The sequence below is a fragment of the Couchioplanes caeruleus genome (assembly GCF_023499255.1).
GTDB lineage: Bacteria > Actinomycetota > Actinomycetes > Mycobacteriales > Micromonosporaceae > Actinoplanes > Actinoplanes caeruleus_A.
In genome coordinates this window covers 1,674,732-1,695,469 of the sequence record NZ_CP092183.1, presented here as the reverse complement: position 1 = coordinate 1,695,469, position 20,738 = coordinate 1,674,732, and the positions used below count along the sequence as shown (strand labels likewise).

Sequence of the window (20,738 nt, the reverse complement as noted above, 5' to 3'; positions counted from 1 at the left end):
GTCTTCAGAACTTAACCGGCGACCTTCTGGCTGACGTCGGCCTTACCGTCAGCGTCGATGGACTTCGAAGGGGTCAGGCCGGCCATCGCGAACGCCCCGCCGCCGCCGGAGCCGCCGGCCGGGGTGAGGTCGTAGCCGGTCTCGCCGTGATCCGCGATGTCGATGCCGGAGATCTCGGCCTCCTCGCTGACCCGGAGGCCCTTCGCGGCCTTGATGATCAGCGCGATCGCCGCGGCGATGGCGAAGGAGTAGAGCGTCACGACGAAGCTGCCCAGGAACTGCCGGCCCAGCTGGGTGAGCCCGCCGCCGTAGAACAGGCCCTCGCTCGCGTTGAGGATCTTGCTGTCGGTGATGCCCGCGTTGACCTGCGCGGTGGCGAAGAAGCCGATCGACAGCGAGCCGATCCAGCCACCGACGAAGTGGACGCCGACCACGTCGAGCGAGTCGTCGTAGCCGAAGCGGTACTTCAGGCCGACGGCGAGGGCGCAGACCGCACCGGCGACGAGGCCGATCAGCACGGCCGGCAGCGGGGCGACGAAGCCACACGCCGGGGTGATGGCGACCAGGCCGGCGACCGCGCCGGACGAGGCGCCGACCAGGGTCGGCTTGCCGTCGCGGATCCACTCCACCACGACCCAGCCGACCAGCGCGGCGGCCGTGGCGACCTGGGTGTTGATGAACGCGAAGACCGTGGTGCCGTCGACGGTGAGCTCGGAGCCCGCGTTGAAGCCGAACCAGCCGAACCACAGCAGGCCGGCGCCGAGGGCCACGAACGGCACGTTGTGCGGGCGCATGTTCTCCCGTGGCCAGCCGACGCGCTTGCCGAGGATCAGGCACAGCGCCAGCGCGGCCGCGCCGGCGTTGATGTGGACCGCCGTACCGCCGGCGAAGTCGAGCGCGCGGATCTTGGAGCCGATGAAGCCGCCGCCCCAGACCCAGTGCGCGACCGGGACGTAGACCAGCGTGAACCAGGCAAGCGCGAAGATGACCCAGCCGCCGAACTTCATGCGGTCCGACACCGCGCCGCTGATCAGCGCGACGGTGATGATGGCGAACATCATCTGGAAGGCCATGAAGGCGTACGTGGGGATGCCGGTGTTCGCGCCGAAGAAGAGCCACTCCTCGGTGATCGCGCCGGTGCCCGTACCGAAGTAGGTCGAGAAGTTGCCGATGATGTTGTTCAGGCCCGCGCTGCCGTTGACACCGAAGGCCAGAGTGAAGCCGTACAGAACCCACAGGATGGAGATGAGCCCGATGCACGAGAAGCTCATCATCATCATGTTCAGTACGCCCTTGGACCGGTTGAGGCCACCGTAGAACAGCGCCAGACCGGGTGTCATGAGCAAAACGAGCGCAGACGACAGGAGCAACCAGGCGGTGTTGCCGGTGTTGATCTCCACGCTGCCTCCTCTCGGTTAGGTGTCTCCATGCCCACGCCGCGGCGCAACCGAGAGCGGGGCTGAATCGGCCTTCCGGGCAGCGTCGCGCCGTAGGACCGGTGTGGCGGGAAGCCTTCCGGCCGGCTGTTTCGCGCACGGTCTACACGCGGTTTCCGGCGCGTGACCGGTTGTTTCGTACGTGTGAAGAAACTCTCACAACCCCGTGGCGAAAACGGCGTGAACAGGGGTCAAAGCCCCGAGAGGAGTGTTACCTGAGCGCGTACTCGAGGGTGTGCCGCTCGTAGTCGAGCAGCCGCAGGTCGCGCATCGGCCGGCGCAGATGGCCCTTGTGCACGATCCGCACGAACGCGGGATCGCCGGCGGCGGCCATCCGCCGGATGCCCTCGACGTGATCCACGATCCGCTTGCGGATGGTCCGGACCAGGCGGTGCCGGTCGCGCGGGATCAGGCCGTACGCGTCCGCGAACAGCCGCAGCCGCCGCGGCCGGTTGGGGCGCTTCCACCCCAGCGTGTACGAGTCCCGGTCGCTGAACAGCGGCACCCACGTCCACGCCGCGTACGCCACGTCGTAGATGCGCGCGCCCGGCGAGGCCAGGTCGAAGTCGATGAGCGCGAGGGTGCCGTCGGGGCGCCACACCACGTTGTGCGGGGCGGCGTCGTGGTGGCAGATCACCTCGGTGTCGGGCGGCGGCGGGCCGAAGCTGCGCCACACCGCGTTCGGCGGGGGCTGGAAGCCGTACTGCGCGTCGTGGAACATCCGCAGCATCGTGGCGACCGTGACCAGCGCTTCCTCGGTGGTCCAGTGCGGCGCGAGCGGATACTCACCGCACTCGCCGTCGAGGTACGACAGCACCTCGCGGCCCTTCTCGTCCATCCCGAGGGCGTGCGGCGACCCGGTGAAACCGACCCGCTGCAGGTGGTTGAGCAGCGAGTGCACGGCCGGCGTCCACGGGCCGGCGTTGCGGCGCACGGTGTCGCCGACCCGCGAGACCGTGCTGACGTTGCCGCCGTGCAGAGGGATCTCGCGGACGGGCTCTTGCGTCACCCACGACCTCCCCTGGAAATGCGCTGATGCACAGGCCTGCCGTCCCCGAGACTACGCGTCGGAGCCAAGCAACGCCTCGACGAAGGCGGCGGGCTCGAACGGCGCGAGATCGTCGGGGCCCTCGCCCAGACCCACCAGCTTCACCGGGATGCCCAGCTTGCGCTGCACGGCGATGACGATGCCGCCCTTGGCCGTGCCGTCCAGCTTGGTCAGCACGACGCCGGTCACGTCCACCACCTCGGTGAACACCCGCGCCTGCTCCAGGCCGTTCTGGCCGGTGGTGGCGTCCAGGATGAGCAGTGTCTCGTCGACCGGACCGTGCTTCTCCACGACCCGCTTGACCTTGCCCAGCTCGTCCATGAGGCCGACCTTGTTCTGCAGCCGGCCGGCGGTGTCGACGAGCACCGTGTCGATGCCGGTGTCGATGCCCCGCTTCACGGCGTCGAACGCGACGCTGGCCGGGTCACCGCCCTCGGGGCCGCGGACGGTCTCCGCGCCGACCCGCTCGCCCCAGGTGGCCAGCTGCTCGGCGGCGGCGGCCCGGAACGTGTCCGCGGCGCCGAACAGCACCGTGCGCCCGTCCGCGATCAGCACCCGGCCGATCTTGCCGCAGGTGGTGGTCTTGCCCGCGCCGTTGACGCCGACGACCAGGACGACCGCGGGCCGCCCGTCGTGCGGGGCGGTCCGCAGGCTGCGGTCCATCTCCGGGTCCAGCGCCGCGGTCAGTTCCTCGGCCAGCTGCTGGCGCACCTCGGCGACCGTACGGGTCCCCAGCACCCGCACCCGCTCCCGCAGCCGCTCGACGAGGACCTGGGTCGCCTCGACGCCGACGTCGGCGCTGATCAGGCTGTCCTCGATCTCCTCCCACGCGTCCTCGTCGAGGTGGTCGCGGGAGAGCACGCTGAGCAGCCCCCGGCCGAAGACGCTCTGCGACCGGCTGAGCCGCGCCCGCAGCCGCACCAGACGGCCCGCGGTGGGCTCGGGCCGCTCGACGGTCGGCGCCTCGACCACCGGCTCCTCGACGACCGACGGCTCGGCCGGCCGCTCGATGAGTGGCGGCAGCGTGTCGGTGGACGGCACGGCGGGCGGCCGCTCGAGCGTCGTCGTGCCCGCACCGCTCTCCCCGCGCGGCGGCAGCTCACGCCGGCGCAGGCGCGGCACGACGAGGCCCACGGCCCCGACGATCAGCACCGCCAGCAGGATCAGGGAGGCGACCACGTATTCCATGCCTGAAATCCTGACAGATGGGCCCGGCGGGCGTCCTGCCACCCGCCCGTGTCCCCCGCCACGCCCGGTGCGGGAGCGCTCAGGCCGGCTCTCCCCCGGTTCGCACACTCATCCGCTCGCCCGGGCGCCCGAAGATGCTCAGGATCTCGGCGGGCTCCCGGCCGGTGCTGCCGAACCAGTGCGGCACCCGGGTGTCGAACTCGGCCACCTCGCCCGCGTCCAGCACCCAGTCCTGGTCACCCAGGACGAGACGCATACGGCCGGACAACACGTAGATCCACTCGTACCCGTCATGGGCGCGGGGCTCCGGGACCACCGCGCCGACCGGGATGACGATCTTCCACGCCTGGGTGCCGTCGGGCTGCCGCGTCAGCGGGATCACCGTGCGGCCCTTCACCCGGCTCGGCCTGAGCCGGACCCGCGGGTCGCCCACCTCCGGAGCACCCACGAGATCGTCCAGCGGCACCCGGTACGCCAGCGACAGGGCGAGCAGCAGTTCCAGGGTGGGGCGCCGCTGCCCGTTCTCGAGCCGCGACAGGGTGCTCTTCGAGATACCGGTCGCCGCTGCCACCCCCGTGAGGGTCATCCGGCGCTGCGTCCGTACGCGCTTCAAACGGTCCGCGACGTGCTCGAGGGCTCGGGCGACGCCGGGCGGATCCGCACCGCCGGCCTGAGGGAGATCCACGGCTGATCACGCTCGCAATTCCCGGTTACGGCAACATTCGTTGGCCCGCGTTCGTGACGCTAGCAGGCTCGACCCATGAGCCAGTACGACGTAGCAATCATCGGCGGAGGCGCCGCCGGCCTGTCCGCGGCCTTGGTCCTCGCCCGGGCCCGCCGCAGCGTGCTGGTGCTGGACTCCGGCGCCCCGCGCAACGCAGCCGCCACCCACATGCACGGCTACCTGTCCCGCGACGGCCTCCCGCCGGGTGAGCTGCTGGCGGCGGGCCGTAAGGAGGTCCGGCATTACGGCGGTGAGATCGTCGACGGCACCGTCGACGGTCTGGCGGCCGACGCCGGCACCGGCTTCCAGGTGCAGGTCGCTGAGGGGCAGCGAGTCTCGGCGCGCCGCCTGCTGGTCACCACCGGGCTGCGTGACGAGCTGCCCGACGTTCCGGGACTGCGGGAACGCTGGGCGCGCGACGTCCTGCACTGCCCCTACTGCCACGGCCACGAGGTCCGCGACCAGCAGCTCGGCGTCCTCGGCGGCACCGCCGGGGCCGTCCGGTACGCCCAGATCGTGCGGGAGTGGACCGAGGACCTGGTCTACTTCACCCCGCCCGGCATCCTGACCGCCGCCGAACGGACGCAGCTCACCGCCCGAGCCGTCGGGATCGTCGAGGGAACCATCGAGCAGCTCGTCATCGACGACGACCACCTGCGCGGCGTGCAACTGAGCGACGGATGCGTCGTGCCGCGCGACGCGCTGTTCGTCCCGCCGAGGTTCGTGCCCAACAACGATCTGCTGACCGGTCTCGGCTGCGACACCGACGAGCACGGCTGGGTCACCACCGACGCGACGGGCCGCACCAGCGTCCCCGGGGTCTGGGCGGCCGGCAACGTGGTCGACCCTCGCGCCCAGGTCATCACCGCCGCCGGCGCCGGATCCGCCGCTGCCGTGGCCCTCAACGCCGACCTCGTCGACGAGGACGTCCGCATCGCCGTCGAGACCCACGGCCGCTCTTTCCGACCCACCCGCACCCCTTCCGAGGAGGCACCATGACCCGCACCGACCCCGCCCGGCCGGCCCTGGCAGGCCCGCCCACCAAGCACCAGCTCGCCGTGATGATCTGGCTGGCGGTCTTTCCCACGCTGACGGTCCTGAACCTCGTCCTCGGCGACTGGCTCAGCACCCTCACACCCGTCGTACGCACGCTCGTGCTCGCCACCATCGCCGTGCCCATCGTCATCTATGGGCTCATGCCGCAGCTGCACCGGCTCCGCACCCGGGTCCTGACCCGCACTCACCTGAAGGGGAGGGCTGTCCAGTGAACCGGCCCGCGACCCTCGCCGTCCGGGGTCAGCCGTTCGGCCACACGGCGTCACCTGCCGGTACCAGATAGCGCCCTGGCGGAAAGCCGGACGGCTGGGGAGGATGGAAACATGCTTATCTCCACGGCGCCGCGGTGAGCGCACACCTGCTCATCGGCCCGGTGCTGCGACGCGTCGTGGGCGACAAGGCAACGATCTGGGTGGAAACGACCAGCCCGGCCCAGGTGCGGGTCGAGGCCGCCGGCGGGGGCGCCGGCACCGCGTCCACCTTTTGCGCGTACGGGCACCACTACGCGATCGTGGTGGTCGAGGGACTGCCCCGGGGCGCCGCGTCCGAATACCGCGTGTTCCTCGACGACCGGAAGGTGTGGCCGCAGGACGACTCGCCGTACCCGCCCAGCGTCATCGTGACCCGCCCGGCCGACGACGCCGCCCCGGTCAGCATGATCTTCGGCTCCTGCCGGGAGGCCACCCCGCACGCCACCGGCCGCCGCCTGCCGCCCGACGCGCTGGACGCGTACGCCCGGCGGTTGATGGCCGACCCCCGCGACCCGGACCGGCGCCCGGACCTGATCGTGCTCCTGGGCGACCAGGTCTACGCCGACAAGACGTCGGCGAAGGTGCGGCGCTTCCTGCGCCGCCGGCGCGCGGCCGGCCACAACGGCCCGGCGCGCGAGGTCGTGTCCTTCGACGAGTACACGAAGCTCTACCTCGAGTCGTGGCGCGACCCCGAGATCCGCTGGCTGCTGGCCACCGTGCCGAGCGTCATGATCTTCGACGATCACGAGATCATCGACGACTGGAACACCTCGGCGTCCTGGCGCGCGGACATGTCGGCGCAGCCGTGGTGGCGGGAGCGCATCGCCAGCGGCCTGGTGACGTACTGGATCTACCAGCACCTCGGCAACCTCAGCCCCGACGAGCTCGCCGCCGACCCGCTGCTCGCCAAGATCCAGTCGGTTCCGGACGCCACGGACCTGCTGCACGACTTCGGCCGCTCGGTGGACGAGCCGTCGTCGGCGGAGAACGTGGACGGTCCGTACCAGTGGAGCTTCGTCCTGGACATCGGCCGCACCCGCCTGGTCATGCTGGACAACCGCTGCAACCGCGTCCTGACCCCCGGCCGCCGCGAGATGCTGCCCGCGCCGGAATGGGGCTGGTTCCTCGACCAGGCCCACGGCGACTACGACCACCTGGTGGTCGGCTCGTCGCTGCCGTGGCTGATGCCGCCGGCCATCCACCACGTCGAGGCCTGGAACGAGAAGGTCGCGGACTCGGCCGGACCCCGCCGGGCGGCCTTCGCGGAGACCGTACGCCGCGCCTTCGACCTCGAACACTGGGCGGCCTTCCGCCGCTCCTTCGACGCCCTCACGGAACTGTTCCGCCGGCTCGGGCAGGGAGGCCGAGGAGACCGCGTCGGAGCGGGCGGAGCGTACGCGGCCCCGGCCACGATCAGCGTCCTCTCGGGCGACGTGCACCACTCGTACGTGGCCCGCGCGCTCCTCGGCCCGGACGTCCGTACGCCCGTGCACCAGCTGACCTGCTCCCCCATCCACAACCAGGTCCCGGCGCCGCTGAAGCCGCTGATGAGGTTCAGCTGGTCCCGCGTGGCGGCCCGGGGAATGCGCGGCCTGGCCAGGTCGGCGGGCGTCGAACGGCCCCCGGTGGCCTGGAAGAGGCTCGCAGGCCCCTACTTCGGCAACGCGGTCAGTACGCTGCGCCACAACGGCCCGCAAGCCCAGGTCATCCTCGAAGGTACGACCAAACAGGGCGACCTCTTCACAGTGGCGAAGCTCCCCCTCACCGATTAGGCCGGGGCGATCCCACGTAGTACTGTCTCTACATTACAACGACAGGCCATCAGGCGCCTGCCGTCGTCCCCATCACGGTATGATTCGAGTATGACAAGGCGGATCACCGTGAGCCTTCCCGACGACGTAGCCGACTACCTCGCCAAACACCCCAACAGCTCCGCCGTGGTCGCGGACGCCGTGCGCGCCCGCATGGAACGCGGGGCTGCCGTCACGGCCGCCCTGCGTGCGGCCGGCTTCAACCTGACCGACGAGGGCATCGCTGCCGCGCGCGGCAAACTGCCCCCCTTCACCGATAAGCAGCGTGCCGAGTTCCGCCGCTGGCACGACGCCAAGGCCGCCGAGCGAGAGGACCGCAAGCGATGACGTTTCCAACCTCCCCCTCGCCGACCATCCAGGCCGTCCTCGACCGGTCCGCGCTGCGCTCCTACGCACGCGGCCATATCCACATCGGCGAGCTCCTGATCGACGTCGCGGACGGGGACGCGGCCATGGGCGTCCCGGCAACGGCGCTGCTGGAGGCCCACGTCGAGTCCCTCGACGACGAGCACGCCCGCGCCTTGCTCAACCTGCTCGTCACTCTGCCGGGCATCGCCGTCCTCGACCTGGACAAGCAGACCGCACCCCTCGCCGCGGACGTCGTACCGGCAGCCGAGGGTGACCTTCCCCGCTCCCACGCGGTCTGGGCCGCCAAGGTATTCGAGGCGCACTACCTGACCACCGAGCCGGAACAGGTCAAGGAGCTGCTTCCCCCGGGCCAGATCCACGTCATCCCGGCGGACGACGCGTAAACGGGCTGAAAATGTCGGAGGGGCGGTCCAGGATGTCACCCGTGACTTCCTGGACCGCGCCCCCGGCGCAACGTGTGACAGAGCCCCACACCGGTGACGAGCGCGCCATGCTCGAGGGCTGGCTCGACTGGCATCGGCAGACCCTGTTGATCAAGTGCGCGGGGCTCACCCCCGAGCAGCTCAAGACGGCCGCGGTGGAGCCGTCCAACCTGACCCTGCTCGGCCTGCTCCGCCACATGTCCGAGGTGGAGCGCGGCTGGTTCCGCATCCACGCGGCCGGCCAGGAGCTCCCGTTCCTCTACTGCGACGACGACAAGAACCAGGACGGCGACTTCGACGACGTGGCCGACGCCGACGCGGAAGCCGACTACGCGGCCTACCTGGCAGAGCTCGACGCGGCCCGGGCAGCAGCCTCGGCCCTCCCCCTCGACCACGAGTTCGCCACCGAGCGAACCGCCGCCATCAGCCTGCGCTGGGTCTACCTCCACATGATCGAGGAGTACGCCCGCCACAACGGCCACGCGGACCTCCTCCGCGAACGCCTCGACGGCACCACCGGCGACTGACCCCCCGACCGCGCAGCGCACGCGGGGTCAGCTACCACGGGCCCAGGTCGCGGCCATCGATGCCGGGTGCGTGCTCCGCAGCGTATAGCGCCACGCACCCCGCACCCGCGCCCCTTCCCCGCAGACGCACGCACCCTCCACCCGAACGCGCGCACCCTTCCCCGCTGCCACGCACCCATGACCCGGACGCGCGACCCTTCACCGCCGAGCGCACACCTCCCGGCGGCCTACGCCGTCACCGTGCGGACCGCGGCAGCCGCCCGCCCATGGCCACACCACAGCCGAGCGCCACCTGAGCACGTCGCGCAGCGCCGCCGGTCGCTCAGGCCGGGACGTCCAGGGCCTTCCGCAGATACGGCACGTCCTGACCGCCGCTCCACCGGAACCCCAGCAGCTTCGACGCCCGGGCCCCCCGGATCACCCGGTCGTCGTCGTCCACGAAGAGCGTCCATGGCGCTTCCACGTCCAGGGCCTCGCAGGCGCGGGCGAAGAAGTCCGGCGCCGGCTTGTGAATCCTGAGCTCGGTCGAGCTGATGACGGCGTCGAACTCGCCGGTCAGGCCGAGCAGGTCGAGGTCGTCGCGGAGACGGTCGGTGGCGTTGGTCGCCAGGCCCACCGGGCGGCCGGCGGCGCGGACGTCGCGGACGAGGGCGAGAGCCTCCTCGTCGACCGTGCCGCGATGTTTCTGCCAGTCGGCGACGGCCGTGGCCGCCTCGTCCCCGGGCAACGGAAGCCGGGTCGCGACCAGGTGCATCCACTCGGCGTCGGTGATCTCGCCGGCGACGGCCGGCCGGAGCAGGTCCCAGGAGAACGCGGTCTGCATGAGGATGCCCGCCGGCAGCGAGTGCTCGGCCTCCACCGCCGCGGGTACGGCGGGGTCCCAGCGGCGCACCACGCCGTCCAGATCGATGAGCATGGCCCGGGCGGGTTGGCGCTGCATGCGGCTGACGGTCCTTCCGGAGGCTTACGGAGACGCGGACCCAGAACAGCCGAGGACCGGCACGCGTCCGCGCCGACAAGCCTACGTCGGCCCCTCGCAGCGCCCGGAGCCCAGACCCCGAGGGCCGCGTTCAGTCCTCCTGCTCCCGGTTCAGCCGCTGGCTGATCACCTGCGTGACACCGGACCGCATCGTCACGCCGTACAGCGCGTCGGCGACCTCCATGGTGCGCTTCTGGTGCGTGATGATCAGGAGCTGGCTCTTCTCCCGGAGCTGCTGGAACAGCGTGATCAGCCGGCCCAGGTTGACGTCGTCGAGGGCGGCCTCGACCTCGTCCATGATGTAGAAGGGGCTGGGGCGGGCCCGGAAGATCGCGCACAACATCGCGACCGCCGTCAGCGACCGCTCCCCACCGGACAGCAGCGAGAGCCGCTTGATCTTCTTGCCGGGCGGCCGGGCCTCGACCTCGACGCCCGTGGTGAGCATGTCCTCGGGGTCGGTGAGCACGAGCCGGCCCTCGCCGCCCGGGAACAGCACCTGGAACACCGTCTGGAACTCGCGGGCGGTGTCCTCGAACGCCGACGCGAACACCTCGAGGATGCGGTCGTCGACGTCCTTGACCACCGTGAGCAGGTCCTTGCGGGTGGCCCTCAGGTCCTCGAGCTGGTCGGACAGGAACTTGAAGCGCTCCTCGAGCGCCGCGAACTCCTCCAGCGCGAGCGGGTTGACCTTGCCGAGCAGGGCCAGGTCGCGCTCGGCCTTGTTGGCCCGCTTCTCCTGGGTGGGGCGATGGAAGGGCACCGGATCGGGTACGGGCTTCCCGTCCTTCTCCGCCTGCGCCACCTCGGCCTGCGTCGGGGGTACGAGCTGGTCCGGCCCGTACTCGGCGACGAGCGTGTCCACGTCGAGGGAGAAGTCCTCGGCCGCCTTCGCCTCGAGCTGTTCGATGCGCATCCGCTGCTCGGCCCGGGCGACCTCGTCCCGGTGCACCTCGCTGGTGAGCCGCTCCAGCTCGCTGACCAGGCGCTTCGCGGTGGCCCGTACCTCCTGCAGCTCGGCTTCGCGGGCCGTGCGTGCCCGGGCGAGCTCGTCGCGGGCCTCGGCGGCCGCGGCCAGCGAGACGGCGACGCGGGCGAGGGCGGAGGCGGCGCCCAGCGCGACGGCCTTGGCGATCTCGGCGCCTCGGGCGCGGGCCGCCCGGCGGGCCGCCGCACGTTCGCGGGCCTGGCGTTCGGCGTTGGCCTGGCGCAGCAGCGAGTCGGCGCGCCCGGCGATGGACGACACCCGTTCCTCGGCCGTACGCACGGCGAGCCGCACTTCCATCTCGTTCTGCCGGGCCTGCGGTACGAGCGCAGCCAGCTGGTCCCGCTCCTCGGTGGACGGCTCCTCGTCGAGCGGCGTGGCCTCGGCGAGGCGCAGGCGTTCCTCGAGTTCGGCCAGCCCGGCCAGGTCCCGGTCCCGGTTCGCCTCGGCCTTCTGCCGGGACGCGCCGAGCCGCTCCGACTCGGCCTTGGCGGAGCGCGCGGCGGCGCCCAGCTCGGCCAGGCGGCGGGCGGCGGCGTTGCGTTCGCCCTCGGCCGCGCGCTTGGCGGCAGCCGCGACGTTGACGTCCTCTTTGCGCTCGGCGACCTCGGCGCGCGCGGCGGTGAGCTGGGCCTTGAGCTCCCCGATGGACTGTTCGGCGGTCTCCCGCTTGGCGCGGGCCTCGTCGACGGCGGCCTGCACCTCGATGTAACTGGTGGCCTTGCCGGAACCGCCGGCCGCGGCGTGCGCGCCGAGCACGTCGCCGTCCGGGGTGACCGCCCGCAGTTCGGCGTTCTGCGCCACGAGCCGGGTGGCGGCGGCGAGGTCGGGCACGAGCACGACGTCGCGCAGCGCACGGTTGAGCGCGGGCCGGATGGTGTCCGGGCAGTCGATGACGTCCGGCGCCCAGGCGGCGCCCTCCGGCAGGGCCGGTCGCAGCGCGTCGAGGGACCCCTGCATGCCGGGCGCGGCGGGGCTCGCGACCACCAGCGAGGCACGGCCCGCGTCGGCGATCTTGAGCGTACGCATGGCCTCGACGGCCTCGTCGATCCCGGTGAGGGCGACCGCGTCGGCGAGCCCGCCCAGCGCGGCGGCGAGCGCGGCCTCGTGGCCGGGGCGGACCGTGAGCATCGACGCGAGGCTGCCGAGCAGCCCGGGGACCTGGTCCGCCTTGCCGAGCAGCGCACCCGCGCCGTCCTTGCGCTTGAGGCCGAGGGCGAGCGCCTCCTCGCGGGCCTTCCAGCTGGCGGCGTCCTTCTCGGCGGCGCGTTCGGCGTCGGACAGCTCCTTGACGACGGCGGCGGCCCGGTCGTGCGCCGCCACGGCCTCGGCGTGCCGCGCGTCGAGGTCGGCGTTGTCCCGGTCGGCCTCGGTGGACTCGGCGGAGACCGCGTCGACCTCGGCCTGGGCGGCCTCGGCCCGCATGAGCGCGTCGTTGTGCGCGGCGGCGAGGCGTTCGATCTCCTCCGCGGCGCTGGACGTACGGGCCCGGGCCGCGTTCACCTGCCCGGTCAGCTTGGCGAGGCCCTCACGCCGGTCGGCGATCGCCTTCGCGGCCGTACGCAGCGCGCCTTCGGCAGCGGCGAGCTGACGTTCGAGGTCCTGCCGGTGCTCGACGGCCTCGGCCAGCCGCATCTGGTCCTCGGTGAGCGCCTCGCGCAGCTCCTCTTCCTGCTCGCGGACGCGCTCGGCCTCGGCGGCGAGCTGGTCGGGGTCGCGTCCGGTGCGCTCGTCGTCCGGGGTGGCGGCGAGGTGGCGCAGCCGTTCCGAGGCGAGCTGCTCGGTGGAGCGGAACCGTTCCTGCAGCGTCGACAGCTTGTACCAGGTGTCCTGGGCGGCCTGCAGCAGCGGCGCGTCCTCGGCGTGCTGAGCCTCGAGGTCGGCGAGCCAGCGCTGGACCTCCCGGTTCTCGTCCTCGACCTGCTGCCGCCGTACGCGCATCGCCGACTCGTCAGCGATCTCCTTGTCCAGCGTCGTCCGCAGCGTGTGCAGGTCGTCGGCGAGCAGCCGGAGCCGGGCGTCGCGCAGGTCGGCCTGGATGCCGGCGGCGCGCCGGGCGATCTCCGCCTGCCGGCCCAGCGGCTTGAGCTGGCGGCGCAGCTCGGCGGTGAGGTCGTTGAGCCGGTTGAGGTTGGTCTGCATCGCGTCGAGCTTGCGGATCGCCTTCTCTTTGCGCTTGCGATGCTTGAGGACGCCGGCCGCCTCCTCGATGAACGCGCGGCGGTCCTCGGGCTTGGCGTGCAGCATCGCGTCGAGCCGCCCCTGGCCGACGATGATGTGCATCTCGCGGCCGATGCCGGAGTCGCTCAGCAGCTCCTGGATGTCGAGCAGGCGGCAGGAGCTGCCGTTGATCTCGTACTCGCTCTCGCCGGACCGGAACATCCGGCGGGTGATCGACACCTCGGTGTAGTCGATCGGCAGGGCGCCGTCGCCGTTGTCGATCGTGAGCGTCACCTCGGCGCGGCCCAGCGGGGCGCGCCCGGCGGTGCCGGCGAAGATGACGTCCTCCATCTTGCCGCCGCGCAGCGCCTTGGCGCCCTGCTCACCGAGGACCCAGGCGATGGCGTCGACGACGTTGGACTTGCCGGAGCCGTTGGGGCCCACCACGCAGGTGATGCCCGGCTCCAGCCGCAGCGTCGTAGCGGAGGCGAAGGACTTGAAGCCCTTGACCGTCAGGCTCTTGAGGTGCACGGATCTCCGAGGGTCGCGGTTTGCTCTGGGCAGCAGGGTACCCGCAGGTACGAGCCATGTCCGCGCACGGCGCGCGTCCCGGTCCGTGCCAGTCCGGACGTCTTACGCCTTATTTGTCCGTTTCGGCGCGACGGTCAAGGGGCCGAGCCCGCGCTGAGGGCTACCGGCCAGGAGCGCAGGGCAACAGAACGAAGCAAACTTGGCACGCCGCGGTCGGCGAGCGCGACCGCGGCCGGCGGAGAGGGCGCGGCGGACTCTGGGCAAAAAGATGCGCGCCGCCACTGTGTGGAGGCGCGCTTTGCGGGTGCGTTCCGTGCTGCGAGGGGATCGGGCGCCCGGGTCTCGGCGCCCGGCGGAACTCAGGTCAGTGCCGGCTCGGTCAGCCGCAGAATGTCGTCCGCCTCGGCCGATGCCGCGGCTGCCAGACGATCATTCTCCGCCCGGAGGCGGGTGACCTCGAACTCCAGAGCCTGCACCCTGGAACGCAGTCGGGTGACCTCGTCGAGCAGGCGCCGGTCGGGCGCCGCACCTACGTGGCCGTAGAGGGCCTTCGCCATGACTTCTCCTTGTGAGACCATCGCGTCTCGTTGTAAAGCCGCGTCTCTTTGTAAAGCGCTGCCGGAAAGGCCGGCCAAACGCGCGCCCTGTGGTACCGCACGACTGCACCCACGGACACGCGTAGGCACAGAGATCTGCACCCGAGGACTTGCGTGAGATGCAGATTTACCTGTACTCAAAGCTGAGCATGTACCAAAGCTAAGCCGAGCACAGATGGGCGCGACTGGCGACACTTCTATGGTGCGCCGATGACCAGGCTCCGTCAAGCCGTGGGCACCGCGCCGACCCCTGTTCACCAGTGAATCACGCCACCCTGGCACGTCACGAAGCTTTGATCAAGCGATTTCCCCGCCCGGATGACCGTTCTCAAGATCCGTACGGGGCTGGATGAAGGCTGGCTTATGTCTTTCTTAGCTGGTTTGCCGCGTGTCCGTACGACTGCTTACCGTCACCCGGGTCGAAACCTCTCGATCCCTGAGGACCGCGGAGGCAGGACGTGCACGGGCCAGTTGAGCAGACCGGGCGGCGGCTGAACACGGACGCCGGCCGGCACCGCGGGCGGCAGGCGATGCCCTCTCCGGCCATGCTGGCCCTCCCCGTCGCCGCGCTGCTCGCGGCCGTCGCCGCGGGCGCCGCACTGCTGCCGTCGAGCCTCACCGGGCCGGGCGCCGCAGCCGAGCGGCCCGGTTCCGCCGTCGGCGTCCCGGCGCCGGGTGCCGGTGGCGGGGCACCCGGCGCCGGGACGCCGACGGCGGAACCGAGCGCGGAGCCGGCGCGGACGGCCCGGCCGAGCGCGGCGGCGTCACCGAAGCCCCGGCCGAAGCCGACGACCGGGCCGGAAACCCGGCCGGCGACCAAGAAGCCCACACCGCGGCGGACCGTGGTGGCGGCCGGGCTGACAGGTCAGGAGAACGAGGTCATCCGGCTGGTCAACGTCGAGCGGGACAGGGCCGGGTGTGGGGGCGTACGGCTCAACGGGAAGTTGCGGACGGCGATCCGGCTGCACGTGAGGGAGCTCGGGACGCATGGGAACCTGTACATCAGCCATGTCAGCGATGACGGTCGGGACTTCGTCCAGCGGGCGAAGGAGCAGGGGTACGACGCTGCGGGCGGGGAGAACGTGGCCCGGGGACAGCGCGACGCGGCCGACGTCATGACCTCGTGGATGAACAGCGAGGGGCACCGCGCCAACATCCTCAACTGCGACTTCAAGGCGATCGGGGTGGGCGCGGTGAAGGGCGTCGACGGCACCATCGTGTGGGGTCAGCTTTTCGGGCGTTCGTGACCAAAGTACGCGGTAAATCAGACAAATAGTGCGAACATCTGTCGCCTAGGTGACACCGTCCCGTTACTTTTCGCCGCTGCGTCGTTGCAGCCATCGTGATATCGCCCCCTGCCCGTACGCGGTGCTGACCGCATGCGCATCTGTCTGCTCACCGGGGGCGGCTACCCGTTCCGCCGCGACGCGCTAGGCGGCTGGTGCCGGACGCTCGTCGACGGCCTCGGCCGGTTCCGCTTCGACCTCGTCAGCATCTGCGACCGGGAGCCGCCGGGCGGGCCGGCGTACGCGCTGCCGGGGCACGTGGGGTCGGCCCGGGCGGTCGCGCTGCCCCGGGAGACGCCACGGCGCGAGGGCAAGGACGAGCACGCGGTGGCTGCGGCCGTACTGCTGTGCCGGGGGCTGGTGGCGGAGCGGGACGACGAGTTCGCCCGGGGGCTGCTGGGGCTGGCCGTACTCGCCGAGGGCCGTACGGTGGCCGGCGGGTCGCCGCTGAACGCCGTACCGCTCGCGGACGTGCTGCAGGACGCGTGGCGGGCCGGACGGTCGTCGGGGGACGGGGAACGGCTGCCGCGGCTCAGCCTGCGGGACGCGCGTACCGCCGTCACCCTGCTGCGGCACGCCGCGCGGGCGCTGGCCGCACCGTTGCCGCCTGCCGATGTCGTGCACTGCGTGGGCGGGACGACGCCGCTGCTGGCGGCCTTGGCGGGCCGGTGGCGCACGGGCACGCCCCTGCTGCTCACCGAGGCCCGCGCGCCCGTGGCCCGGTTGCGCGCCCACGAGGAACGGCTGTCGCCGGCGGTGCGTACGGTCCTGCGGCGCTTCCGTCGTGCCGTGGCCCGGACCGGCTATGCCGAGGCCGGGCTGATCGCGCCGTTGAGCGAATACCACCACGCGTGGGCGCTGCGGCACGGCGCTGAACCGCGGCGGCTGGTGCAGGTGCCGGCGGGCGTGGATCCCCGGGATTTCCCGTCCGCGCCCGAACCGGACGCGCCGCCCGCGATCGTCTGGGCCGGGAACGGTGGCCCGGAGAGCGGCCTGCAGGTGGTGCTGGCGGCGTTCACGCGGATCGCCGCGGCGGTGCCGGGGACCGTCCTGCACCTGGTCGGGGTGACCGGCGCCCACGAGGACCACTGCGCCGAGCAGGTGGACCGTACGGGGCTCGGGCGCGCGATCCGGCTGCACCCGCTGCCCGCCGACCCCAGCGACCGGTACACCACCGGTCACCTCGTCGTGCACGTCCCGGGACCGTCCGATCCGCCGTACCGGTTGATCGAGGCCATGATGTCCGGTCGCGCGGTCGTCGGGGCGGATGTCGGGCCGGTTGCCGAGACGCTCGGCGACGCGGGTGTCGTCGTACCCGACAAGGATCCGGAAGCGCTCGCCGCCGCCTGCGTCGACCTGCTCACCGCGCCCGCCCGCCGGCGGGCCCTGGGCGACGCGGCGCGGCGCCGGGCGCTCGCCTGCTTCACCGCCGACCGGGTCGTCCGGGTCTACGGCGCGCTCTACACCGACCTGGCCGGCCCGCCGCCCGCGCCCGCCTACGAGCTGGCGCTCGCCGTTCCGGCGCCGCGCGACGCACATCCGGCCACACTGCGCTGGCTCACCGGAGCCGGGGAGGAACGATGACCGCCGATCTCGCCCTGCGGGGCTCCACACTGCGCACCCCCGCCGTGGGCGCCACTCTGCTGCGCTGCGGGCTCTATCTCGGCCCGCTCAGCGCCGCGGTCGCGGCGGCGCGGCCGCTCGGCCACGTCGGCTGGCAGGCTCCCCTGGGGACGCTGGTGCTCGGCTGGAGTGCCGCCCAAGCGCTGGCCGGGCTCGGCGCGCTGGCCGCCCGCCGATCCGGACCGGCGGCGGGCGTGCGGCTGGTCGCGCTGGGATTCGCGGCAGCCGCCCTGCTCTGGACGGTGGCGGCACTGGCGGGCCTGACCGGCCCGGACCCGCTGGCTGCGGTCGCGGTCGGCCTGTGCGGCCTGCTGTCGCTGGGTACGGTCACCGCCGCGCTGGTGAGCCGTACGGAGGCCACGGTGGTCCGGTGGAGCCTGCCGTGCTGGCTGCTCGCCGCGGTCGGCATCGCCGGGACCGTCGGGGACACGTACGCACAGCGCGTGCCCGTGACGCTGCTGCTGCCGTTCGCCATCGCGCTGGCCGCCGCGCGCGCCTTCGCCCCGGCGTTCGGCGCCGCACCGATCGGCCGGCTGGACACGCAGGACCTTCGGCTCGGGGGCGTACGGCTGCTGCTCGGTGCGGCACAGGCGACCTGCGTGGCGCTGCTGTGGCGGGCCGGGCCGCCGACCGCCACCTCACCCGTGGTGCTGCCGCTGCTCGCCGCCGGGCCGCTGCTCGAGGCGCTGATCGGCTGGCATCGCCGGCAGGTGCAGGCGGGGCTGGACGCGGCGGAGAGCGGGCGGGAGTTCCGTACGCACCTCGGTGGCGTGACCGTCGTGACCGTGGCGGCCCTGCTGCCGCCGCTGGCCGCCGGGGTGGCGCTGGCCGTGGCCGCGTACCGGCTACCGGCCGGATCCAGCACGGCCGGGGTGCTCGTGCTCGCCGGGGGCGTCCTGCTCAGCGGGGTGCTCGGCATCACCCTGCTGCTCGTCGTGCGGGGGCGTACCGGGGTCGCCGCGCTGCTCGCCGTCGTCCCGCCGCTCGCCGCGCTGGCCACCCCGGTCGTACCGGCGCTGCCGGCGCCGTTGCCCACGGTCGTCGCCCTGCTGGCGGCGGCCCACCTCGCCGGGCTGCTCATCGTCGCCCGGACCACCGCGGATTCCCGGAGGACGTCGTGAAGACCCTGTTCCCGCCGTACGCGCACCCGTCGCCCGAGCTGGCGCCCGACCCGGACACCTGGGTCGTGCAGGAGCGGCCCGGCCCGCGCGGCACGGCCCATCAGATCCTCGGCCGCGTCGACCTCGACTGGGGCGGCCGCTCCCTCGCCGACGTGCTGGCCGATGTGGACGCCTGGCGCGAGGACGGTGCCGAGGGGCTCTTCCTCGACCGGGCGCCGGCCGGGTCGGGCGGGGTCGGGCCGGTGGCGCTGACCGTCCGGCTGGCCGCCCGGCGCGGGCTGCACCGGGTGGTGCTCAACCCGGGTGTGCCCACCCACCCGCTCTACCGGGAGCTGGGCGTACGGATCTGCACGTTCGACGGGTCGTGGTCGGCGTACCAGGGATGGGACGGCGACGGGACGCTGCCGGGCGACGGGCACCTCGTGCACGGCGTGCCGACCGAGATGCTGACCGCGGCCCGGCGGCTGATGGGCCGGCGCGGCGCGGGCTTCGGGCTGGCCACCGACGCCGGCCCGTACGTCAGCGGAGCGGTCTCCGGGGGCGCGGCTGGCAGCGCGGGCAGCTGAACGACGAGCGGTTCATGAACTGCTCCCGGCGGATCGGCGTGCCGCAGCGGTGGCACGGCTGCCCCTCCCGCCCGTACGCGTTCAGCGCCCGGTCGAAGTAGCCGCTCTCCCCGTTCACGTTGACGTACAGCGCGTCGAAGCTCGTGCCGCCGGCGACGATCGCCTCGTCGAGGACGTCGCGGACGTGACCGAGCAGGCGGCGTGCCACCGGCTTGGTCAACGCGTCCGTCGGCCGGGTGCCGTGCAGCTGCGCGCGCCACAGCGCCTCGTCGGCGTAGATGTTGCCGACGCCGGAGATCAGCGTCTGGTCGAGCAGCGCGCGCTTGACCTCGGTGTGCTTGCGGCGCAGCGCGGCGACGAACCCCTCGTCGTCGAAGAGGGGGTCCCTCGGGTCGCGCGCGATGTGCGCGATCTCGGCCGGCAACTCGGCGCCGCCCTCGGAGACCGAGAGCCCGCCGAACGTGCGCTGGTCGACGAAGCGCAGCTCCGGCCCGTCGTCGGCGAACGAGAAGCGGACCCGCAGGTGCGTCTCGTCGGGCGCCTCGGGCGGCTGCATCAGCAGCTGACCGCTCATGCCGAGGTGGGCGATGATCGCGTCGCCGGAGTCCAGCGGCAGCCAGAGGTACTTGCCGCGCCGGGAGACGTCCGTGATGGTGCGGCCGGCGAGGACGGCCGCGAAGTGCACGTCACCCGGCAGGTGCCGGCGGATCGCCCGGGGGTGGCGCACCTCGACCGCCTCGATGCGGCGGCCGGCGACCCACTTGGCCAGGCCCTGCCGGACGGTCTCGACCTCGGGAAGCTCGGGCATCGGACAACCCTAGATCGTGTACGGCCAGACGGCCACGAGGTACGCGCCGTACCAGAGCCCGAACGCGGCCCAGGCGGTGATCGACAGGATCGCGACGCGGGGGCGGGCCCGGGCGGCGGCGGCGACCGCGGGCAGCAGAGTCAACAGTACGGGCAGCAGCAGCCGCGGCTTGGAGTGGTAATAGCCGGCCTGGCCGTACACGAGCACCATCGCGACCAGCCCGTAGACGGCGAGCGGCAGCCAGGGGCGACCGGCCATGGCGACGGCTGCCGCGGCGGCCGCGGCCAGCAGGATGAGCGCGACGCTCATGGGGACCCAGCCGTCGCCCACGGTCAGCGTGTCGTGCAGGAACGTGAGCGTGCTGCTGCCGTAGTCGAACGACGTGCCCCAGCCGGCAGCCTGGATCTTGAACCACGCCTCCGGGTCGCCGACCCGCCAACCGACCCAGCCCAGGTACGCCGGCACGCCCGCCAGCGCGACGCCGGCCGCGACGAGCGGGGGCCACTTGCGCTCCGGCTCGCGGCGGACCGCCATGATCGCGGCGACCGCCAGGGCCAGCGCGGCCGCGGCGCCGGTCGGGCGGGTGAGGGCGCAGCCGAGGCCGAGCAGGCCCGCCGCCCACCACACCTTGCGGTGCGCGGCGACGAACATCCCGGCGAGCAATGCCAGGAAGAGGCTCTCCGAGTACGCCATCGACAGCACCACCGACATGGGCGCCGAGCAGCAGATGGCGACCAGGGCCCAGCCGGCGCGGCGGCCGTACAGGCTGGTGCCGAGCAGGTGCAGGGCGACGGCCGCGGCGACGGACGCGAGCCAGCTGACGGTCAGCGCGGCGGTGCCGGAGTCGAGGCCGAGCGCGGACAGGCCCCGGATGAGCATCGGGTACAGCGGGAAGAAGGCCAGCTCGTTGCCTTCCAGCGCGCCGGTCTGCCCGTACGTGTATCCGTGCGGGTAGCCCTCCGCCACCCGGCGGAACCAGCCGCCGTCCCAGATCAGCAGGTTGTTGCGCAGGCCCATCGGCTCGGCGGTGGCCCGGTCGAGCCAGACGAGCAGGATCAGCTGCACGATGCGCGTCCCGGCCAGGATGCCGGCGGCGACGAGGGCCCCGTGCCAGCGGCCGGCGGCGTCCCACAGGCGCTCGCCGGGCCCGGGCGGCGCGTTCTCCTCGGTGACCGGGGCCTCGCCGCCGGGCTCCGACGCCGTCACGCTCACCGGCCGGCGGCGCTTCTGTCGTCGGCCTGCCCGGCGGCGTTG

General features: G+C 72.7%; 19 protein-coding genes. 10 read left to right on the top strand and 9 right to left on the bottom strand.

What is annotated here, in order from left to right:
- Window positions 1-11: 11 nt before the first annotated feature.
- The 4 genes from COUCH_RS08055 to COUCH_RS08040 all read right to left on the bottom strand — a co-directional run bounded on the left by COUCH_RS08055 (window position 12) and on the right by COUCH_RS08040 (window position 4,357).
- On the bottom strand, window positions 12-1,400 hold the full coding sequence (locus COUCH_RS08055) for an ammonium transporter (protein WP_275980077.1): 1,389 nt from the start codon (window positions 1,398-1,400) through the stop codon (window positions 12-14).
- Between the two features lie 247 nt (window positions 1,401-1,647).
- On the bottom strand, window positions 1,648-2,445 hold the full coding sequence (locus COUCH_RS08050; protein ID WP_199511840.1) for an aminoglycoside phosphotransferase family protein: 798 nt from the start codon (window positions 2,443-2,445) through the stop codon (window positions 1,648-1,650).
- A gap of 51 nt (window positions 2,446-2,496) precedes the next feature.
- Window positions 2,497-3,672, bottom strand: a complete 1,176-nt coding sequence (ftsY, locus tag COUCH_RS08045) for a signal recognition particle-docking protein FtsY (protein WP_249611451.1) — start codon at window positions 3,670-3,672, stop codon at window positions 2,497-2,499.
- A gap of 79 nt (window positions 3,673-3,751) precedes the next feature.
- Window positions 3,752-4,357 (bottom strand): helix-turn-helix domain-containing protein, encoded by a 606-nt coding sequence (locus tag COUCH_RS08040; RefSeq protein ID WP_430640901.1) that lies wholly within the window; start codon window positions 4,355-4,357, stop codon window positions 3,752-3,754.
- A gap of 75 nt (window positions 4,358-4,432) precedes the next feature.
- Between COUCH_RS08040 and COUCH_RS08035 the strand changes: the two genes are divergently transcribed.
- The 6 genes from COUCH_RS08035 to COUCH_RS08010 all read left to right on the top strand — a co-directional run bounded on the left by COUCH_RS08035 (window position 4,433) and on the right by COUCH_RS08010 (window position 8,832).
- Window positions 4,433-5,395 carry an NAD(P)/FAD-dependent oxidoreductase gene (locus COUCH_RS08035; RefSeq protein ID WP_249611450.1) on the top strand — a complete coding sequence of 321 codons (963 nt, stop codon included), beginning with the start codon at window positions 4,433-4,435 and terminating at the stop codon, window positions 5,393-5,395.
- Window positions 5,392-5,664, top strand: a complete 273-nt coding sequence (locus COUCH_RS08030) for a hypothetical protein (protein WP_249611449.1) — start codon at window positions 5,392-5,394, stop codon at window positions 5,662-5,664. Before COUCH_RS08035 ends, COUCH_RS08030 begins: the two co-directional genes overlap by 4 nt.
- Window positions 5,665-5,798: 134 nt before the next feature.
- Window positions 5,799-7,475 carry an alkaline phosphatase D family protein gene (locus COUCH_RS08025; protein WP_249611448.1) on the top strand — a complete coding sequence of 559 codons (1,677 nt, stop codon included), beginning with the start codon at window positions 5,799-5,801 and terminating at the stop codon, window positions 7,473-7,475.
- Window positions 7,476-7,565: 90 nt separating this feature from the next.
- Window positions 7,566-7,841, top strand: a complete 276-nt coding sequence (locus COUCH_RS08020; protein WP_249611447.1) for a hypothetical protein — start codon at window positions 7,566-7,568, stop codon at window positions 7,839-7,841.
- Window positions 7,838-8,266, top strand: coding sequence for a hypothetical protein (locus COUCH_RS08015; protein WP_249611446.1), 429 nt, complete (start codon window positions 7,838-7,840; stop codon window positions 8,264-8,266). The genes COUCH_RS08020 and COUCH_RS08015 overlap by 4 nt, the downstream gene beginning before the upstream one ends.
- A 107-nt stretch (window positions 8,267-8,373) precedes the next feature.
- Entirely contained in the window at window positions 8,374-8,832 is a 459-nt protein-coding gene (locus COUCH_RS08010) for a DinB family protein (protein WP_346016001.1), read from the top strand.
- A gap of 322 nt (window positions 8,833-9,154) precedes the next feature.
- Here COUCH_RS08010 and COUCH_RS08005 read toward each other — a convergent pair whose 3' ends face one another.
- The 3 genes from COUCH_RS08005 to COUCH_RS07995 all read right to left on the bottom strand — a co-directional run bounded on the left by COUCH_RS08005 (window position 9,155) and on the right by COUCH_RS07995 (window position 14,041).
- A complete protein-coding gene (locus tag COUCH_RS08005; protein ID WP_249611444.1) occupies window positions 9,155-9,772 on the bottom strand; it encodes an HAD family hydrolase in 618 nt (205 codons plus the stop codon).
- Window positions 9,773-9,902: 130 nt separating this feature from the next.
- Window positions 9,903-13,484, bottom strand: a complete 3,582-nt coding sequence (smc, locus tag COUCH_RS08000; RefSeq protein WP_249611443.1) for a chromosome segregation protein SMC — start codon at window positions 13,482-13,484, stop codon at window positions 9,903-9,905.
- A 359-nt stretch (window positions 13,485-13,843) separates the two neighbouring features.
- Complete coding sequence (locus COUCH_RS07995) at window positions 13,844-14,041, bottom strand: hypothetical protein (protein WP_199511833.1); 198 nt, start codon at window positions 14,039-14,041, stop codon at window positions 13,844-13,846.
- 497 nt (window positions 14,042-14,538) lie between these two features.
- On the opposite strand from COUCH_RS07995, the gene COUCH_RS07990 reads away from it, so the two are divergent.
- From COUCH_RS07990 to COUCH_RS07975, 4 genes are all read left to right on the top strand, one after another.
- A complete protein-coding gene (locus COUCH_RS07990; RefSeq protein WP_249611442.1) occupies window positions 14,539-15,327 on the top strand; it encodes a CAP domain-containing protein in 789 nt (262 codons plus the stop codon).
- A gap of 132 nt (window positions 15,328-15,459) precedes the next feature.
- Complete coding sequence (locus tag COUCH_RS07985; protein ID WP_249611441.1) at window positions 15,460-16,950, top strand: DUF3492 domain-containing protein; 1,491 nt, start codon at window positions 15,460-15,462, stop codon at window positions 16,948-16,950.
- Window positions 16,947-18,110 (top strand): hypothetical protein, encoded by a 1,164-nt coding sequence (locus COUCH_RS07980; RefSeq protein WP_249611440.1) that lies wholly within the window; start codon window positions 16,947-16,949, stop codon window positions 18,108-18,110. Before COUCH_RS07985 ends, COUCH_RS07980 begins: the two co-directional genes overlap by 4 nt.
- The gene (locus tag COUCH_RS07975; protein WP_249611439.1) at window positions 18,107-18,676 is read left to right on the top strand and encodes a spherulation-specific family 4 protein; all 570 of its coding nucleotides are present in this window, start codon (window positions 18,107-18,109) and stop codon (window positions 18,674-18,676) included. Before COUCH_RS07980 ends, COUCH_RS07975 begins: the two co-directional genes overlap by 4 nt.
- Here the strand turns inward: COUCH_RS07975 and mutM are convergent.
- Complete coding sequence (gene mutM, locus COUCH_RS07970; protein WP_249611438.1) at window positions 18,630-19,484, bottom strand: bifunctional DNA-formamidopyrimidine glycosylase/DNA-(apurinic or apyrimidinic site) lyase; 855 nt, start codon at window positions 19,482-19,484, stop codon at window positions 18,630-18,632. The genes COUCH_RS07975 and mutM overlap by 47 nt on opposite strands.
- Before the next feature lie 9 nt (window positions 19,485-19,493).
- A complete protein-coding gene (locus tag COUCH_RS07965; RefSeq protein WP_249611437.1) occupies window positions 19,494-20,696 on the bottom strand; it encodes a mannosyltransferase family protein in 1,203 nt (400 codons plus the stop codon).
- Window positions 20,697-20,738 lie beyond the last annotated feature (42 nt).

What these genes read in the sequence shown, in the direction of transcription:
- COUCH_RS07985 (WP_249611441.1), top strand. Translation starts at nt 15,460, where the DNA reads ATGCGCATCTGTCTGCTCACCGGGGGCGGCTACCCGTTCCGCCGCGAC.
- COUCH_RS08010 (WP_346016001.1), top strand. Translation starts at nt 8,374, where the DNA reads ATGCTCGAGGGCTGGCTCGACTGGCATCGGCAGACCCTGTTGATCAAG.
- ftsY (WP_249611451.1), bottom strand. Translation starts at nt 3,672, where the DNA reads ATGGAATACGTGGTCGCCTCCCTGATCCTGCTGGCGGTGCTGATCGTC.
- COUCH_RS08030 (WP_249611449.1), top strand. Translation starts at nt 5,392, where the DNA reads ATGACCCGCACCGACCCCGCCCGGCCGGCCCTGGCAGGCCCGCCCACC.
- COUCH_RS08015 (WP_249611446.1), top strand. Translation starts at nt 7,838, where the DNA reads ATGACGTTTCCAACCTCCCCCTCGCCGACCATCCAGGCCGTCCTCGAC.
- COUCH_RS08035 (WP_249611450.1), top strand. Translation starts at nt 4,433, where the DNA reads ATGAGCCAGTACGACGTAGCAATCATCGGCGGAGGCGCCGCCGGCCTG.
- COUCH_RS08005 (WP_249611444.1), bottom strand. Translation starts at nt 9,772, where the DNA reads ATGCAGCGCCAACCCGCCCGGGCCATGCTCATCGATCTGGACGGCGTG.
- mutM (WP_249611438.1), bottom strand. Translation starts at nt 19,484, where the DNA reads ATGCCCGAGCTTCCCGAGGTCGAGACCGTCCGGCAGGGCCTGGCCAAG.
- COUCH_RS07995 (WP_199511833.1), bottom strand. Translation starts at nt 14,041, where the DNA reads ATGGCGAAGGCCCTCTACGGCCACGTAGGTGCGGCGCCCGACCGGCGC.
- COUCH_RS07980 (WP_249611440.1), top strand. Translation starts at nt 16,947, where the DNA reads ATGACCGCCGATCTCGCCCTGCGGGGCTCCACACTGCGCACCCCCGCC.
- COUCH_RS08020 (WP_249611447.1), top strand. Translation starts at nt 7,566, where the DNA reads ATGACAAGGCGGATCACCGTGAGCCTTCCCGACGACGTAGCCGACTAC.